We start from the raw sequence: 15,682 nt of genomic DNA, 5'->3' as shown, positions 1-15,682 counted from the left end.
AACAATCAGATCAAAAGCTTCGCGAGCAGGCTCGCTCCCACCTTGGAATGCATTCCAGAATGTGGGAGCGAGCCTGCTCGCGAAGGGGCCAGCCTGTTCAATAACGATCTGCGCCCGATTCAGGTCGCATCCGCATGACTGACCATGCCCTTGATCAACACCGCCGCCGTCGCCAACCCCGCCGGGATCACCAGCGCGGTCAGCACTTGCTCGAAATTCCAGCCCAGGCCGAGCAAGGTTGCGCCCATCCACGCCCCAAGAATCGCGCCGAAGCGGCCGATGCCGAGCATCCACGACACCCCGGTCGCGCGGCCTTGCGTCGGGTAGAAGCGTGCTGCCAATGACGGCATCGCCGATTGCGCGCCGTTAACGCACATGCCCGCCACCAGTACCAGCGTCGCCAGCAAAGTGATGTTGCCCAGGCTCTGCCCCACGGCGTAGGCAAACACCCCGGCCAGCAGGTAGAAAATACCGATGACCTTGTGCGGATTGAAGCGGTCCATCGCCCAGCCCACCCCGACCGCGCTCAACACCCCACCAAACTGGAACAACGCACCGATGAACGCGGCCTGTTCCATGCTCGCGCCGCTGTCGCGCATCAGCGTCGGCAGCCAACTGGTCAGCAGGTAGACGATCACCAGGCCCATGAAATAGGTCAGCCACAACAGCAGCGTGCCGGTGCTGTAAGTGCCGGAGAAGATCACCGCGAAGACATTGCGCGCCTTGACGGTTTTCTGTTCCGGCACGCTGAAGCTCGCAGCCTGGGCGACGGTAATTGGATCGATCGGTGCCAAGGTCTTGCGAACTTTGTCGGTGCCGCGGTTGCGTACCACCAGGTAGCGCGCCGACTCCGGCAGCCAGAACACCAATACCACCGCGAGGATCAGCGGCAGGATCCCGCCGATCATCAACAGCGCGTGCCAGCCGAACGCCGGGATCAGTTTTGCCGAGATGAAACCGCCGCCGGCCATGCCGAGGTTGAAGCCGCAGAACATGCTGGTCACCAGCAGCGACTTCTTGCGCTCCGGGGTGTATTCCGAGAGCAGCGTCGTCGCGTTGGGCATGCCCGCGCCGAGACCGAGGCCGGTAAGGAAGCGCAACACCAGCAGTTGTTCGACGTTGGTGCTGTACGCCGAGGCCAGGCTGAAGCCGCCGAACAGAATCACCGCACCGACGAGTACGACTTTGCGCCCGAAGCGGTCAGCCAAAGGGCCGGAGCCGAGGGCGCCGAAGACCATGCCGATCAGCGCAGCACTCATCACCGGGCCGAGGCTGGCGCGGTCGATGCCCCAGTCTTGCGACAGCGCCGGGGCGATGAAGCCCATGGCGGCGGTGTCGAGGCCGTCGAGAAATACGATCAGGAAACACAGGATCACCACTCGCCACTGATAGCGCGAGATCGGTTGGGCGTTGATAAAGGTCTGCACATCGAGGCAGTTACCCACAGCGGACTGAGGCTGGTTCATTATTTTTATTCCACGCAAAAAACGCAGTCGAACGGCGGCCGGCCAAAGGAAGGCACGGTCACAAGAATAGAAGGTTGTTATCAGGCGTTGCGGTGAACCCGGCAACAACGGGTGGGATACGGACAGTCGGGGAGCGAGCGCATGGTGAGTTGCCTCTTGTCATTATTATGGGGTCGACAGTCCGGCGAGCTCATTCACATCAGCGCCGGATGACGCTGCCGCGACATTAATGATCCGAGGGTTTTAGCGTCAATTCGATAAACGCAACACTGTGCGTTTATCGAACAGCTTCCTCAGGCGAACAACTGCGCACTGAGGTCGCGGCTGGCGCTGAGCAGGCCGGGCAGGAAGCGCTGCTCCAGCTCGGCGCGGCTGACTCGCCCGGCGTGGGTGCTGACATTCAGCGCGGCGACCACTTGCCCGGAGGCGTCGTACACCGGCACAGCGATCGAGCGCAGGCCCTGTTCCAGTTCCTGATCGACAATGCACCAGCCCTGCTGACGCACCTGCTGCAAACATTCGAGCAACGCGTCCGGGGTATGAATGGTGCGGCTGGTCTTGGCCACCAGTTCGGCGTGGTCGAGGTATTCGCCCAGGGAGGTGTCATCCAGTGCCGCTAGCAGAATCCGCCCCATCGACGTGCAATACGCCGGCAACCGCCCACCGACGGAAAGGTCGACCGAGATCAATCGCTGAGTGGTCGCCGAACGTGCGATATAGAGAATGTCATCGCCCTCCAGCGTCGCCATGTTGCAGGCTTCGTGCAGTTGCTCGCTCATACGGTCGAGATACGGCTGTGCGGAAACGGCCAGCGGGGTTGAGGACAGATAGGCGTGGCCGAGGGTCAGCACTTTCGGCAGCAGCGAATAGGTGCGCCCGTCGGTGGTGGCGTAGCCGAGCTTGATCAGCGTGTGCAGACAACGGCGCACGGCGGCGCGGGGAATTTCCGTGCGATGACTGATCTGCGCGATGGTCAGGTGGCGTTTACGTTCCTGAAACGCCTGCACCACCGCCAGACCACGGGCCAAGGACGTCATGAAATCCGGATCACCGGTCAGCGCCTGAATGCGCTTGGCCGGCGAAGCGACGATGGGCGGCGCCACCGACGTGAAGGAGTTGCGCATTTGATCGTTCATTTCTTGTCCTTGTCCGGCACGCATCGATGCCTAGTCAAACGGCTCGCCGCGCGATGCACAAGCATCGCGGCGCCAACATTGGGCGATTATCGAACCGCCGACCGATAATCGCAATCCAGCCGCCCGCCCTCCTCTTCATCCTTGAGGCAGCTTTAGCGATTCTGCTCGCAACTTAGTTGTTCCAGTTAATGGCGCCAAAAACAGAACGCCTGTTCTATAACGCGGTCTTTACACTTAACTAGCGGTAAAAGTTGCCGGTAACAAAACCCTCACACATTCAGAACCGTTTTTAACTTGGCAAAGATAGTCATTCCCGAATCGGCCGCTATAATGCACCCTAGTCGCGGCGCTTTAATCAAAAGCCCGCGACTTGCTGAAACGAGGTCCTTCGTCTCAGCTCCGGCCAGCGCCCGGCGCCCATCACACATGCAACGCCAGCGCTCGCTGAAACAGGAAACTGATGCTGCGTCAGTTTTTATCTGGTGCCGTAGCCGCCTGTAACACGGAAGTCTTGATCGCCTCTGCAATGTCTCCGCGCCTGATCGGGCTGTGGATGACTGGCGGGTTCGCTCAATTGACTCGTTGCAGTGTGTTTCACCGGATATTCAATTCAACTCATACAGGTAGCACCGTGACAAAAGACGAACTGCGCGCGGAACTAGAGCGCCAGGAACAACGTTACAAGGAAGTTTACGGCGGGGAAGTCACCACCTACGCCGCTCAGCCGGAACCGGAACGCAAGGCATGGCGCAAGCGCCCTACTGTTCAGGATCAGGTGTTCAAGCAGGAAATCGAAAAGATCGAAAAGGAACTCAAAGCCGAAGAGCCATGAGCCACGGCGGTTGAGCATTCGAAAGTCGGCGTCCGCCTGAGCCACAGCGCGGTGGAAGACGACATCTCGCGCGCCCGCTATCTGCGGGCAGCGGCTGCATCGCTGTTCTGGGGCTTATGAACGAGCGTCCCACAGGTTTCAGAGATATTTCAGACAAGCGTTTGAGCCTTTGCGATGTCTGAAAAAACGGCTCGAAAATATAGTTTATTCAATAAAATCAAGTAGTTGAAAAACCCTGCGTGCTGCTTGGTTTTCACGCCCTGCAACAAATTAAATCGAAGAAGGGTGTGACCAGTGAGCAGACGGGGCATCGATTTCCTGTCTTTTCTGGCATAATCGCGCCCCCTTACGACCGGGTCAGAAAACCTTCATGATCGATTTATTCAGCGGACTGGATGCTTGGGTGCTTGTGAGCCTCTTGCTCGCCCTGACGTTTGTCCTCGCCTTCGAGTTCATCAATGGATTTCATGACACCGCTAACGCGGTAGCCACTGTTATCTACACCAAAGCCATGCCGCCACACCTGGCGGTGTTCTTTTCCGGTGTGTTCAATTTCCTCGGCGTGCTGCTGGGCGGCGTTGGCGTGGCGTATGCCATCGTCCACCTGCTGCCGGTTGAGCTGCTGATCAATGTGAACACCGGCCATGGCCTGGCGATGGTGTTCTCGTTGCTCGCCGCGGCAATCGCCTGGAATTTGGGCACCTGGTACTTCGGTATCCCGGCTTCCAGCTCGCACACCCTGATCGGCTCGATCCTCGGCGTCGGTCTGGCCAACGCGCTGATCAACGACATTCCGTTGAGAGATGGCGTGAACTGGCAGAAAGCGATCGACATCGGCGCCTCGCTGGTGTTCTCGCCGATGGCCGGCTTCCTCATCGCCGCGCTGGTGCTGATCGGCCTGAAATGGTGGCGCCCGCTGTCGAAGATGCACAAGACGCCGGAACAGCGCCGCAAGATCGACGACAAAAAGCACCCGCCGTTCTGGAACCGTCTGGTCCTGGTGATCTCGGCCATGGCCGTGAGCTTCGTGCACGGTTCCAACGACGGCCAGAAAGGCATCGGCCTGATCATGCTGGTGCTGATCGGTATCGTCCCGGCGCAGTTCGTACTCGATCTGAACAGCACCACCTACCAGATCGAACGCACCCGCGACGCGACCCTGCACCTGAGCCAGTTCTACCAGCGCAACGCCGATTCGCTGGGTGAGTTCCTGGCCCTGGGCAAGAGCGTGGAAGGCGACCTGCCGGAGAAGTTCCGCTGCAACCCGCAGCAGACCGAACCGACCATCACCGCCCTGCTGCATACCCTCAAAGGTGTAGCGGACTACCATTCGCTGTCGTCGGACAGCCGCATCGAAGTGCGTCGCTACCTGCTCTGCCTGGACGACACGGCGAAGAAAGTCGGCAAATTGCCTGGCCTGGAAGCCCGTGAAAAGGCTGACCTCGACAAGCTGCGCAAAGACCTGACCACCACCACTGAATACGCCCCGTTCTGGGTGATTCTGGCGGTCGCCCTGGCACTGGGCCTGGGCACCATGGTCGGCTGGAAGCGTGTGGTGCTGACCATTGGCGAGAAGATCGGCAAGCAGGGCATGACCTATTCCCAGGGCATGTCGGCGCAGATCACCACCGCCAGTTTGATCGGCATGGCCAACATTTTCAGCCTGCCGGTGTCGACCACTCATGTGTTGTCTTCGGGTGTGGCCGGGACCATGGTTGCCAATAAAAGCGGCCTGCAGGGTGGCACGGTCAAGACTATTCTGCTGGCCTGGGTGTTGACCTTGCCAGCGACCGTGGCGCTGTCGGCCGGGTTGTTCTGGTTGGCTTCGAAGGCTTTGGGTAGTTGATCGATTGTTGCTTGTGAAGGAGGCGCGATTCTTTGGAATCGCGCCTTTTTTGTTTTTTGGATTGGGGGCATATCCGTTGCTGCGGGTGCTGCCGCTGGCGGTTTCGCTCTTACAGCGAGTCACCTTTTTCAGACGCCAAAAAGGTAACCCAAAAGGCTTTGCCCCGGCGTACGGCCCGCTCGCTGGAGCTCGGGGTACCTTCGTTACGGGACCGATCCGGGCGCAGCGGCTCCGGTTGGCTTCGCTGCACCTACACTCGCTGTGTACGACTGCGTCGTACAGTCGCTACGCTCCCACCCCCGGATCGATCCCGTAACGAAGCCTGCCGAAGGGGCAAAAGATCAAAAGCAAAAGCCAAAGCCAGATCAAGAGCCCCTCACCCTAGCCCTCTCCCAGAGGGAGAGGGGACTGACCGAGGTGTTTGGGCGAAACACGCCGACTTGCGATACCGAGTCGAATGCAGGTTTTGAACACCGCAAAAATCGGCTCCCTCTCCCTCGGGGAGGGCTGGGGTGAGGGGCGAATCCACCGAAAATCTCAAGCCATGCGACGCTTCTAACCACTCAACAATGAGCGCAAGCTCGAGTGCTTTTGATCTACGGGCGACGTCGGAAGGCTGAGCGGAGGGATTGATCCGGGCGTGGGAGCGCAGCGACCGTCTGGCGCAGCCAGACACAGCGGAAGGAGGTGCAGCGAAGCAAACCGGAGCCGCTGCGCCCGGATCAGTCCCGAAACGAAGGAACCCGAGCCTGCGAGGGCCGAACGCAGGAGCTAGCGTTTTTTGCTTACTTTTTTAGGCGCTTGTAAAAAAGTAAGTCGCCGTCAGGCGAAACCGCCAGCAGCCGCTACCGAAGCAACGGATATTCACCCACCCCCCCAACAGCCTGGTCGGCCCAAAGGCCGCCAAGGCACAAAAAAAAAGGGGCAACCGAAGTCGCCCCAAAATGCCTTGCGTGCCCATCAATCCAGAAGAACTCACTTGCGCCGCTTATGCGCATCCTTCCAGATAAAAAATCCAAACCCTGCAAAAAACAGCACCATGAGCCCCACCGTGAGAACCCCGGCAAACACCACGTTATCGAAAAACATGACTGACCTCCCGGCCCTGCTTTGCTTTGCTGCGATGGATTCAAATTAACAAACACACAGGCGCACATATTGACCAGGATCAATATCCGCAACGAAGGGAAATAAAGGAGGGGAAATAACTGATCTGCATCAACCAATGCAGCGGGAGATCAACGCTTTTTCGGCTTGTTCTTCGACTTTTTCTTGGCTTTTCCCAACGGCATCGCCTGCTCGAAAGCCTGGCGCACTTCGTTCAGGCGCTTTTCGTTGAGGTCATGCACTCGCTTGGCGCGTTCAGTGCTGAGGTCGATCAGTTTGTCGTCTTGGCTCATGGCGTCCGGCACATCGCAGAAGAGATCACAGCTGCCGTCACCGACAGGATTGCGCCAATCATGCCGCTTGGCGCAGGCGCTGACCAGTCGCTGCTCAAATCTCGATATCAACCCACAAGCCCTGACGCGGCTGATCGTCTATCAGCGGCACCACCGGCACGGTGTTGTCGGCGTTCAGCTCAGTGCCCGGCACGGCCAGATGCTCTTCCGGATCCTCATCCGCCTCGCGGCGCCGACGGTCACGTTCCTGTTGGCGGCGCTGTTCTTCGCGCGCGAGCAGACGATCCTCTTCCGGATCACGCTTCTGCAGATCGATCGTGCTTTCGTTGGAGCTTTCCTGCACCGGCACCACCGGCGGGATGTCCGGCCGCTGGCGGATCGGATCCTGCTGGGAAGTGATCGGCACGGCGCTCAAGGGGAGCATCGGTGGCAACATATAAAGGTCTCCTGTCTGCAGGCTATCGGCTGGGGTGCAGGCGCCTTGAGCCGCCTGTCGTAATTGTGTGATGCACCTCGCACCCGCAGGCTGCGATCTTTCATGGGACAACGCAAAACCCAAGTGTTCCCACAGATCAAAAGATCGCAGCCTTCGGCAGCTCCTACGCCAGTAATCTTTGGCCCTGAAGCCCTCATTCCGTTAAGATAGCCCGCTTTTTCAAGGTGGGAGTCAGGCAGCATGGCGCAGCAGTATCAACCGGGGCAACGCTGGATCAGTGACAGCGAAGCAGAGCTTGGTTTAGGCACCGTTCTGGCACAGGACGGCCGCTTGCTGACCGTGCTTTACCCGGCCACTGGCGAAACCCGCCAGTACGCGCTACGGAATGCGCCCCTGACCCGCGTGCGGTTCTCGCCGGGCGACTCCATCACCCATTTCGAAGGCTGGAAGATGACCGTGCAGCAGGTCGACGACGTCGACGGGCTGATGGTCTATCACGGCCTCAACGGGCAGAACGAAGTCGTCACCCTGCCGGAAACCCAGCTGTCGAACTTCATTCAGTTCCGTCTGGCCAGCGACCGCCTGTTCGCCGGACAGATCGACCCGCTGCCGTGGTTCTCCCTGCGCTACAACACCCTTGAACACACCAGCCGCCAGTTGCAGTCCTCGCTGTGGGGCCTGGGTGGCGTGCGTGCGCAACCGATCGCGCACCAGCTGCACATCGCCCGCGAAGTCGCCGACCGTATCGCCCCGCGCGTATTGCTGGCGGACGAAGTAGGTCTGGGTAAAACCATCGAAGCCGGTCTGGTCATCCATCGCCAACTGCTTTCGGGGCGCGCCAACCGCGTGCTGATCCTGGTCCCGGAAAACCTCCAGCATCAGTGGCTGGTGGAGATGCGCCGCCGCTTCAATCTGCAGGTCGCGCTGTTCGACGAAGAACGCTTTATCGAAAGCGATGCCACCAACCCGTTCGAAGACACGCAACTGGCGCTGGTCGCGCTGGAGTGGCTGGTCGACGACGAGAAGGCGCAGGACGCCTTGTTCGCTGCCGGTTGGGACCTGATGGTGGTGGACGAAGCGCATCACCTGGTCTGGCATGAAGACAAGGCCAGCGCGGAATATTCGCTGGTCGAGCAACTGGCCGAAGTGATTCCCGGCGTGCTGCTGCTCACCGCCACCCCGGAACAACTCGGTCAGGACAGCCACTTCGCCCGTCTGCGCCTGCTCGACCCGAATCGTTTCCACGACCTGGCCGCGTTCCGCGCCGAGAGCGACAACTATCGCCCGGTCGCCGAAGCCGTGCAGGAACTGCTCGACAAGGGCCGTCTCTCGGCCGAAGCGCACAAGACCATTCACGGTTTCCTCGGCAACGAAGGTGAAGCCCTGCTCACCGCCGTCAACGATGGCGACACTGAAGCCAGCGCCCGCCTCGTGCGTGAGCTGCTCGATCGCCACGGCACCGGTCGCGTGCTGTTCCGTAATACCCGCGCGGCCGTGCAGGGTTTCCCGGAGCGCAAACTGCATCCGTACCCGTTGCCGTGCCCGGACGAATACCTCGAACTGCCGCTGGGCGAACACGCCGAGCTGTACCCGGAAGTCAGCTTCCAGGCGCAGCCGGAAGCCAGTGAAGAAGAGCGCTGGTGGAAATTCGATCCGCGCGTCGAGTGGCTGATCGATCAGCTGAAAATGCTCAAGCGCACCAAGGTGCTGGTGATCTGCGCCCACGCCGAAACCGCGATGGACCTGGAAGACGCGTTGCGCGTGCGTTCCGGCATCCCGGCCACGGTGTTCCACGAAGGCATGAACATCCTCGAGCGTGACCGCGCCGCCGCCTACTTCGCTGATGAAGAGTTCGGCGCGCAAGTGCTGATCTGCTCGGAAATCGGCAGTGAGGGTCGCAACTTCCAGTTCGCTCATCATCTGGTGCTGTTCGATCTGCCGTCGCACCCGGACCTGCTCGAGCAGCGTATCGGTCGTCTTGACCGGATCGGCCAGAAACACATCATCGAACTGCACGTGCCGTACCTGGAAACCAGCCCGCAAGAGCGCCTGTTCCAGTGGTACCACGAAGCGCTCAACGCCTTCCTCAACACATGCCCGACCGGCAACGCCTTGCAGCATCAGTTCGGCCCACGCCTGCTGCCGCTGCTCGAAGAAGCCGATGACGGCGAGTGGCAAGCGCTGATCGACGAAGCACGCGCCGAGCGTGAGCGTCTCGAAGCCGAGCTGCACACCGGTCGCGACCGTCTGCTGGAACTGAACTCCGGCGGCGCTGGCGAAGGTGAAGCGCTGGTCGAGGCGATTCTCGAGCAGGACGATCAGTTCGCCCTGCCGATCTACATGGAAACCCTGTTCGACGCCTTCGGCATCGACAGCGAAGACCATTCGGAAAACGCCCTGATCCTCAAGCCGAGCGAGAAGATGCTCGACGCCAGTTTCCCGCTGGGCGACGACGAAGGCGTGACCATCACCTACGACCGCAACCAGGCGCTGTCGCGCGAAGACATGCAGTTCATCACCTGGGAACACCCGATGGTGCAGGGCGGCATGGATCTGGTGCTGTCCGGTTCGATGGGCAACACCGCCGTCGCGCTGATCAAGAACAAGGCGTTGAAGCCGGGCACTGTGTTGCTGGAATTGCTCTACGTCAGCGAAGTGGTCGCACCGCGCTCGCTGCAACTGGGTCGCTACCTGCCACCGGCGGCGCTGCGTTGCCTGCTCGATGCCAATGGCAACGACTTGTCGCCACGGGTGTCGTTCGAAACCCTCAACGATCAGCTGGAAAGCGTGCCCCGCGCCAGCGCCAACAAATTCATCCAGGCTCAACGCGATCAGTTGACGCCACGGATCAATGCCGGCGAAGAAAAGATCGCCCCGCGTCACGCCGAACGTGTGGCCGAAGCGCGCCGCCGTCTGGCCGCCGACACCGACGAAGAACTGGCGCGCCTGACCGCGTTGCAGGCGGTCAATCCGACCGTGCGCGACAGCGAACTGGAGGCGTTGCGCACTCAGCGTGAGCAAGGTCTGGCGATGCTCGACAAAGCGGCGCTGCGCCTGGAAGCGATTCGGGTGTTGGTGGCGGGTTAACCGCCCCGCTTCACCGCTGAAAACCAAGAGGCCCGCAGTGATGCGGGCCGATCATTCCCACGCTCTGCGTGGGAACGATCATGTGGGAGCGAGCCTGCTCGCGAAAACGGTCAGGCAGTCGCCGCAGAAATTTCAGGCTCAACCACAGCCACCAACCCCTCCTTCATCCGCTGTGCATCGCGAACAAAACACCGCGATGCCAGAAACAGAAAGACCATGGTCAGGAACAGCGCCACTGGGATCAGGTACATCGCGTCATGCAGGCCGACAGCCTTGAACGCTTCGGTCATCTGCTCAGCCCCTGCCGCCAGCATCGCCGTGTGCGCGAAGTGATCCGACAGACCACCCACGACCACCGGCCCCAACCCGCCGCCGAGCAGATACAGACCGGCGAAGAACAACGCCATCGCCGTGGCCCGCAGGCGCGGTTCGACGACGTCCTGAATCGCCGTGTACACGCAGGTATAGAAGTTGTAAGCGAACAGCCAGCCAACGCTGAACACCGCGACGAACACGCCGATCTCAATGCGCCCGGCATGCAGCGCCCAGGCTGTGCACAACGTTGAAATGATTAAGCTGAACGCGGCAAACAGCAGCCGCCCACTGGCGAAGCGCTGGTGGATCTTGTCGGCGATCCAGCCGCCAAGGGTCAGCCCGACCAATCCCGTCACGCCAACGATCAACCCGGTTGCCACCGCCGCCTCCTGCAACGGCATGAGAAAGTAGCGTTGCAGCATCGGCACCAGAAACGAGTTGCAGGCATAGGTCGCGAAGTTGAAGCACAGCCCGGCCATCACCAGCCACAGGAAGGTCGGCACAGCGAGAACGCGGCGGATAGGCCTGTCGACTTTCTCTTGCGAGACCTGCACGGTTTCAGCCGCGCCGCGTTTCGGCTCTTTGATGAAGAACATGAACACCGCGAGGATCAGCCCCGGCACGGCGGCGATGAAGAACGGCGCGCGCCAGCTGTCGAAGGCCTTGACCATCGCGCCGATGGTGAAGAACGCCAGCAGCAGCCCCAGCGGCAGGCCCAGCATGAAAATACCCATCGCCCTCGCCCGACGGTGCGCCGGAAACAGATCGCCGATCAGCGAGTTGGCCGCTGGTGCGTAACTGGCTTCGCCGATGCCGATGCCCATGCGCACGATCAAAAAGCTCCAGAAACTGCCGACCATACCGTTGACCGCAGTCAGCGCACTCCAGGTGGCCAGGCCCCAGCCCATCAGCTTGCTGCGTGAACCGGTGTCGGCCATGCGCCCGAGTGGCAGGCCGGCAATGGCGTAAACGATGGTGAACGCGGTGCCGATGATGCCCAGCTGAAAGTCGCTGAGGTGCCATTCCATGCGGATCGGTTCGATGATGATCGCCGGGATGGTGCGGTCGAAGAAATTGAACAGGTTGGCGAGGAACAGCAGGAACAGAATGCGCCAGGCATTCGCCGCTTGGGTCGAGTTCTGCATGGGTCCGTCTCTTTATTGTTATGAGGGCTTCACTGCCAGCGCGTCGAGCCCGGAACCTGCAATCTAGTCAGCCGCACGGGGGCTGTCTGTCATCATTCGTCAGCCTGATATCGACCCATCGCACTGTAACGAAACGTAAGCCCTTGATAAGTCTGGAATCCCCCGCCATACGGGGCTTTCGCGGCAAAATCCGGCGACAAAAAAATAGTTTCGCGCCCCCCTTCCCAACGCCATGGCAAAGTCTAGAATGGCCGCCGGATCCGTCCGGATCTTCCGATCAATCCCTTTGATACCCCCGCCCATGTCCGAAGCCAGTCCGTGTCTGAATTGCGGTGCCTGCTGTTCCCATTTTCGTGTGTCTTTTTTCTGGGGTGAGTGCTCATCCTCTGGCGGAACGGTGCCCGATGAACTGGTCGCGCAGATCACCCCGAGCCGGGTGGCAATGATCGGCACCGATCGCAAACCGGCGCGTTGCATGTCCCTGGCGGGTGAGGTCGGCAGTGCCGTGGCCTGCACGATCTATGACAAGCGCTCGAGTACGTGTCGTGAGTTCGAGGCGTCGTGGGAGAACGGCGAACACAATCCGGACTGCGACAAGGCCCGCGCTGCCCACGGCCTGCCGCCCTTGCCGCCACACTGGAATGATCTGCCGCTGGAGCGCATTGCCTGAGCCTTAGCGCAAATCGCTATGAGGCTAATGGCAAAATCATTACCACCAATGTGCCACTACGCCTTGCAGCGTGAAAACCGCCTCTATACTCCATCCATTCGCCTGCGTTGATTGACGCACGGGCCAGATGAATCCGAGACGGGGCATGCTATGGAGTGGCTTGGTTTGCAGTTTGTTGCCGAGCTGCCGGCGAGCGGGCAGATTCTCCTCGATTGCAGCCACAACCCTTTGTTGGTGATGGTGGCCTATCTGGTCGCCTGCGCGGCGAGTTTCGCCACCCTGGACATGGCAGAGCGCCTGGTGCATGCCGAAGATCCGGGGTCGCGGCGCATCTGGCGCTGGATCGGCGCGACCTGCCTGGCCGGCGGCATCTGGGCCATGCACTTCATCGGCATGCTGGCCTTCCAGACCCCCATCGATATTCAGTACGACCTCGGCATCACCCTCTTGTCGTTACTGATCGCTCTGCTCGCCTCGTGGCTGGCCATGCACACTCTCAGTGAGGTGCAGCCGAGCGCGCTGCATTGCCTGAAGACCGCGTGTGTCATCGGTTTGGGCATCGCTGGCATGCATTACGTCGGCATGGCCGCGATGAAGTCGAGCGCCACCGCCTACTATCAGCCAGGGCTGTTAGCGCTGTCGGTGCTGATTGCCATCGGCGCCAGTTTCACCGCGCTGTGGGTGGCGCGCTATCTCAGCGAAGGCAGCGGGGTCGCGCATCAATTGCTCAAGTACAGCGCGGCGCTGATTCTCGGCGCCGGCATCATCAGCATGCACTTCACCGGCATGGCCGCGTTGGATCTGGTTCTTCCCGAAGGTGCCCTGGCAGCGAGCGGCAGTGAAACCGGGCATTTGCAACTTGGCCTGACCGTGGCGCTGATCATCCTGTTGATTCTCGGCAGTGCGATCAGCGCCGCCCTCGCCGACAAGAAACTGCAGAACAAGGAAAACGACCTGCGCCGGGTCAACGCCCTGCTCAGCCAACTCGATCAGGCGCGCATGTCTTTGCAGCAAGCGGCCAATTACGACGCGCTGACCAACCTGATCAACCGCCGTGGTTTCAACCAGATGTTCGCCGAAAAACTCAGCCAGAAAACCAGCGAAGGCGGCATGCTCGCGGTGATGTTTCTCGACATCGACCACTTCAAGCGCATCAACGATAGCCTCGGCCATGATGCCGGTGACGCGCTGCTCAAAGTCATCGCCCAGCACATCAAGAGCTCGGTGCGCAGCCACGAAGACGTGGTCGCGCGGTTCGGCGGCGACGAGTTTTGCATCCTCATCAGCCTGCGCGACCGCGAAGAGGCGCGCGGTATGGCGCAGCGCATCATGCACAAGATGAAAGAGCCGATCGAACTGGCCGGCCGGCGCATGGTGATGACCACCAGCATCGGCATCAGCCTGTTTCCCGAAGACGGCACTACCTGCGAAGAGCTGCTCAAACACGCCGACCTGGCCCTGTACCAATCCAAAGGCGCCGGGCGCAACGGTCTGCACTTCTTCAATTCCAGCCTGAAGACCCGCGCCAGTTTCGAGCTGCAACTGGAAGAAGAACTGCGCAGTGCGCTACGGCAAGACAACGCGCTGATGCTCTACTACCAGCCGATCTTCGAAGTGAAAACCGGACGCGTGACCAAGCTCGAGGCGCTGATTCGCTGGCAGCATCCGGTTCACGGTTTGCTCACACCGGATCGCTTCATAGGTATCGCCGAGAACAACGGTTTGATCGCCGAACTGGACAATTGGGTGCTGCGCCGCGCCTGCAAGGATCTTGGCGAGCTGTCGCGGCATGGTTGTGCCGAATTGAAAATCGCCTGGAACTGCTCGCCGCTGAATCTGGCGCGCGAAGAGCTGGCCGAGGAGATCGAGCACGCCTTGCACACGGCGGGCGTTGCCCCGGAACGCCTGGAACTGGAGGTCACCGAAAACGCCTTGATGGGCAATATCGCCGACACTCTGGTGCTGCTGCGGCAGATCCGCGCCCTCGGTGTGTCGCTGTCGATCGATGATTTCGGCACCGGCTATTCGTCGCTGGCCTACCTCAAGCGTCTGCCGCTGAACACCCTGAAAATCGACCGCTCGTTCATCCTCGACATTCCCACCGCCACGGCGGACATAGAGATCGTGCAGGCGATCATCGTCATGGCCCACACCCTGCATCTGCAGGTGGTCACTGAGGGCGTCGAGAGCCTGGAGCAATATGAGTTTCTCGAGCGTTCGGGCTGCGACTTCATTCAGGGTTATCTGCTCAGCCGCCCGGTGCCGCTGGACGAATTGCGCGCGGTGCTCGATGAAATCAACCAGCGCAAACCCGTGCTCGGGGTCAATCCGTTGAGTCTGGCGCGCGATACATTTGCACCAGCGTCGCTGGATCCTTCGCTAAAAAGCCTTGCGCCCCATGCAGGCGCATCAACTGTGCGGCCAATCCGCTGATTGGCGTCGCCGAGCCCTGCTCGCGGGAAAATTTCACTGCTGTGTCGAGATCCTTGAGCAGCGTGCGCACGTGCCACTTGACCGGTTCGAAACGGCTTTCGGCCATTTGCGGGGCAAGGATCTGCAACGGCTTCGAATCAGCAAAGCCACCGGCCAGCGCCTCGGCGATCAGACTGGCATCGACCCCGGCCTGCTCGGCCAACGCCACCACTTCGGCAATCACCAGCGCATTGCACGCGACGATCATCTGGTTGCAGGCCTTGGTCACCTGGCCGGCGCCAACGCCGCCCATGTGCGTGACGCGCTGACCGAGGTTGAGCAGCACCGGGCGCACGCGCTCAAGATCTGCCGCTGCACCACCGACCATGATTGCCAGACTGCCGGCCTCGGCGCCCACCACGCCGCCGGACACTGGTGAATCGAGCCAGCCCATGGCGGTTTTCTCGGCCAGCGCTGCGGCCATCTCGCGAGTCGCGGTCGGTTCAAGACTGGAGAAATCCACCAATAGCTGGCCGTTTTTCGCACCTTCGGCAACACCGCCAGTGCCAAACACCACTTCACGCACCACGGCGGTATCGGCCAGGCACAGCATAACGATGTCGGCGTGTGCGCACAGTTCGGCGGGGCTCGATACCTGGCGGGCGCCGGTCGCAACCAGCGGTGCGCACTTGTCCGGGTTGCGGTTCCACACCGTCAACGGGTAACCCGCCGCCAGCAGACGCCGGCACATGGGCAGGCCCATCAGGCCGATTCCGGCAAACCCCAACGAAGGTAGCGTTGACATCATTTCGCCTCTTTTCGATTAAAGATCACCGAATCATGGCCGATTCATCAACGATCAGGAAAGGATTCCGCCCGGCGATCAGACCAGCCAGCACTACGACGCCCGGGCCGTATTCGCGCACACAAGACGCGA

General features: G+C 60.8%; 12 protein-coding genes. 5 read left to right on the top strand and 7 right to left on the bottom strand.

Annotation, left to right across the window (positions count from 1 at the left end):
- Nucleotides 1–119: 119 nt before the first annotated feature.
- Together CKW30_RS08755 and pcaR are read right to left on the bottom strand one after the other, a co-directional pair.
- A complete protein-coding gene (locus CKW30_RS08755) occupies nucleotides 120–1,466 on the bottom strand; it encodes an MFS transporter (RefSeq protein ID WP_041478919.1) in 1,347 nt (448 codons plus the stop codon).
- 293 nt (nucleotides 1,467–1,759) lie between these two features.
- Nucleotides 1,760–2,602, bottom strand: a complete 843-nt coding sequence (gene pcaR, locus CKW30_RS08750; RefSeq protein WP_016771343.1) for a pca regulon transcriptional regulator PcaR — start codon at nucleotides 2,600–2,602, stop codon at nucleotides 1,760–1,762.
- A gap of 631 nt (nucleotides 2,603–3,233) precedes the next feature.
- Here pcaR and CKW30_RS08745 point away from each other — a divergent pair.
- Together CKW30_RS08745 and CKW30_RS08740 are read left to right on the top strand one after the other, a co-directional pair.
- Nucleotides 3,234–3,434 carry a hypothetical protein gene (locus CKW30_RS08745; RefSeq protein WP_008080067.1) on the top strand — a complete coding sequence of 67 codons (201 nt, stop codon included), beginning with the start codon at nucleotides 3,234–3,236 and terminating at the stop codon, nucleotides 3,432–3,434.
- A 370-nt stretch (nucleotides 3,435–3,804) separates the two neighbouring features.
- A complete protein-coding gene (locus tag CKW30_RS08740; protein WP_016771345.1) occupies nucleotides 3,805–5,280 on the top strand; it encodes an inorganic phosphate transporter in 1,476 nt (491 codons plus the stop codon).
- A 975-nt stretch (nucleotides 5,281–6,255) separates the two neighbouring features.
- Here the strand turns inward: CKW30_RS08740 and ccoM are convergent.
- The 3 genes from ccoM to CKW30_RS08730 all read right to left on the bottom strand — a co-directional run bounded on the left by ccoM (nucleotide 6,256) and on the right by CKW30_RS08730 (nucleotide 7,116).
- Complete coding sequence (ccoM, locus tag CKW30_RS27750; RefSeq protein WP_016771346.1) at nucleotides 6,256–6,369, bottom strand: cytochrome c oxidase subunit CcoM; 114 nt, start codon at nucleotides 6,367–6,369, stop codon at nucleotides 6,256–6,258.
- Between the two features lie 149 nt (nucleotides 6,370–6,518).
- Entirely contained in the window at nucleotides 6,519–6,680 is a 162-nt protein-coding gene (locus tag CKW30_RS27285) for a hypothetical protein (protein WP_016771347.1), read from the bottom strand.
- A 94-nt stretch (nucleotides 6,681–6,774) separates the two neighbouring features.
- A complete protein-coding gene (locus tag CKW30_RS08730) occupies nucleotides 6,775–7,116 on the bottom strand; it encodes a hypothetical protein (RefSeq protein WP_024011931.1) in 342 nt (113 codons plus the stop codon).
- A 240-nt stretch (nucleotides 7,117–7,356) separates the two neighbouring features.
- Here CKW30_RS08730 and rapA point away from each other — a divergent pair, with 240 nt between their 5' ends.
- Nucleotides 7,357–10,203 carry an RNA polymerase-associated protein RapA gene (rapA, locus tag CKW30_RS08725; protein WP_041478023.1) on the top strand — a complete coding sequence of 949 codons (2,847 nt, stop codon included), beginning with the start codon at nucleotides 7,357–7,359 and terminating at the stop codon, nucleotides 10,201–10,203.
- A 110-nt stretch (nucleotides 10,204–10,313) separates the two neighbouring features.
- Here rapA and CKW30_RS08720 read toward each other — a convergent pair whose 3' ends face one another.
- A complete protein-coding gene (locus CKW30_RS08720) occupies nucleotides 10,314–11,663 on the bottom strand; it encodes an MFS transporter (protein WP_056783397.1) in 1,350 nt (449 codons plus the stop codon).
- A 301-nt stretch (nucleotides 11,664–11,964) separates the two neighbouring features.
- Here CKW30_RS08720 and CKW30_RS08715 point away from each other — a divergent pair, with 301 nt between their 5' ends.
- Both CKW30_RS08715 and CKW30_RS08710 read left to right on the top strand, forming a co-directional pair.
- Nucleotides 11,965–12,333: a YkgJ family cysteine cluster protein gene (locus CKW30_RS08715; protein WP_024011928.1), complete on the top strand. Its 369-nt coding sequence runs from the start codon at nucleotides 11,965–11,967 to the stop codon at nucleotides 12,331–12,333.
- 150 nt (nucleotides 12,334–12,483) lie between these two features.
- Entirely contained in the window at nucleotides 12,484–14,766 is a 2,283-nt protein-coding gene (locus CKW30_RS08710) for a bifunctional diguanylate cyclase/phosphodiesterase (protein ID WP_095180558.1), read from the top strand.
- On the opposite strand, the gene CKW30_RS08705 is transcribed toward CKW30_RS08710, so the two are convergent.
- Nucleotides 14,657–15,553, bottom strand: a complete 897-nt coding sequence (locus CKW30_RS08705) for an NAD(P)-dependent oxidoreductase (RefSeq protein ID WP_177434203.1) — start codon at nucleotides 15,551–15,553, stop codon at nucleotides 14,657–14,659. The two genes, CKW30_RS08710 and CKW30_RS08705, sit on opposite strands and share 110 nt — an antisense overlap.
- Nucleotides 15,554–15,682: the final 129 nt, after the last annotated feature.

Source organism: Pseudomonas sp. Irchel 3F6, assembly GCF_900187595.1.
Lineage (GTDB): Bacteria > Pseudomonadota > Gammaproteobacteria > Pseudomonadales > Pseudomonadaceae > Aquipseudomonas > Aquipseudomonas siliginis.
The sequence above is the reverse complement of the archived record's forward strand: the minus strand, read 5'-3'. Positions and strand labels throughout refer to the sequence as shown.

What these genes read in the sequence shown, in the direction of transcription:
- CKW30_RS08710 (WP_095180558.1), top strand. Translation starts at nt 12,484, where the DNA reads ATGGAGTGGCTTGGTTTGCAGTTTGTTGCCGAGCTGCCGGCGAGCGGG.
- pcaR (WP_016771343.1), bottom strand. Translation starts at nt 2,602, where the DNA reads ATGAACGATCAAATGCGCAACTCCTTCACGTCGGTGGCGCCGCCCATC.
- CKW30_RS08730 (WP_024011931.1), bottom strand. Translation starts at nt 7,116, where the DNA reads ATGTTGCCACCGATGCTCCCCTTGAGCGCCGTGCCGATCACTTCCCAG.
- CKW30_RS08705 (WP_177434203.1), bottom strand. Translation starts at nt 15,553, where the DNA reads ATGATGTCAACGCTACCTTCGTTGGGGTTTGCCGGAATCGGCCTGATG.
- CKW30_RS08755 (WP_041478919.1), bottom strand. Translation starts at nt 1,466, where the DNA reads ATGAACCAGCCTCAGTCCGCTGTGGGTAACTGCCTCGATGTGCAGACC.
- CKW30_RS27285 (WP_016771347.1), bottom strand. Translation starts at nt 6,680, where the DNA reads ATGAGCCAAGACGACAAACTGATCGACCTCAGCACTGAACGCGCCAAG.
- rapA (WP_041478023.1), top strand. Translation starts at nt 7,357, where the DNA reads ATGGCGCAGCAGTATCAACCGGGGCAACGCTGGATCAGTGACAGCGAA.
- CKW30_RS08740 (WP_016771345.1), top strand. Translation starts at nt 3,805, where the DNA reads ATGATCGATTTATTCAGCGGACTGGATGCTTGGGTGCTTGTGAGCCTC.
- CKW30_RS08715 (WP_024011928.1), top strand. Translation starts at nt 11,965, where the DNA reads ATGTCCGAAGCCAGTCCGTGTCTGAATTGCGGTGCCTGCTGTTCCCAT.
- CKW30_RS08720 (WP_056783397.1), bottom strand. Translation starts at nt 11,663, where the DNA reads ATGCAGAACTCGACCCAAGCGGCGAATGCCTGGCGCATTCTGTTCCTG.
- ccoM (WP_016771346.1), bottom strand. Translation starts at nt 6,369, where the DNA reads ATGTTTTTCGATAACGTGGTGTTTGCCGGGGTTCTCACGGTGGGGCTC.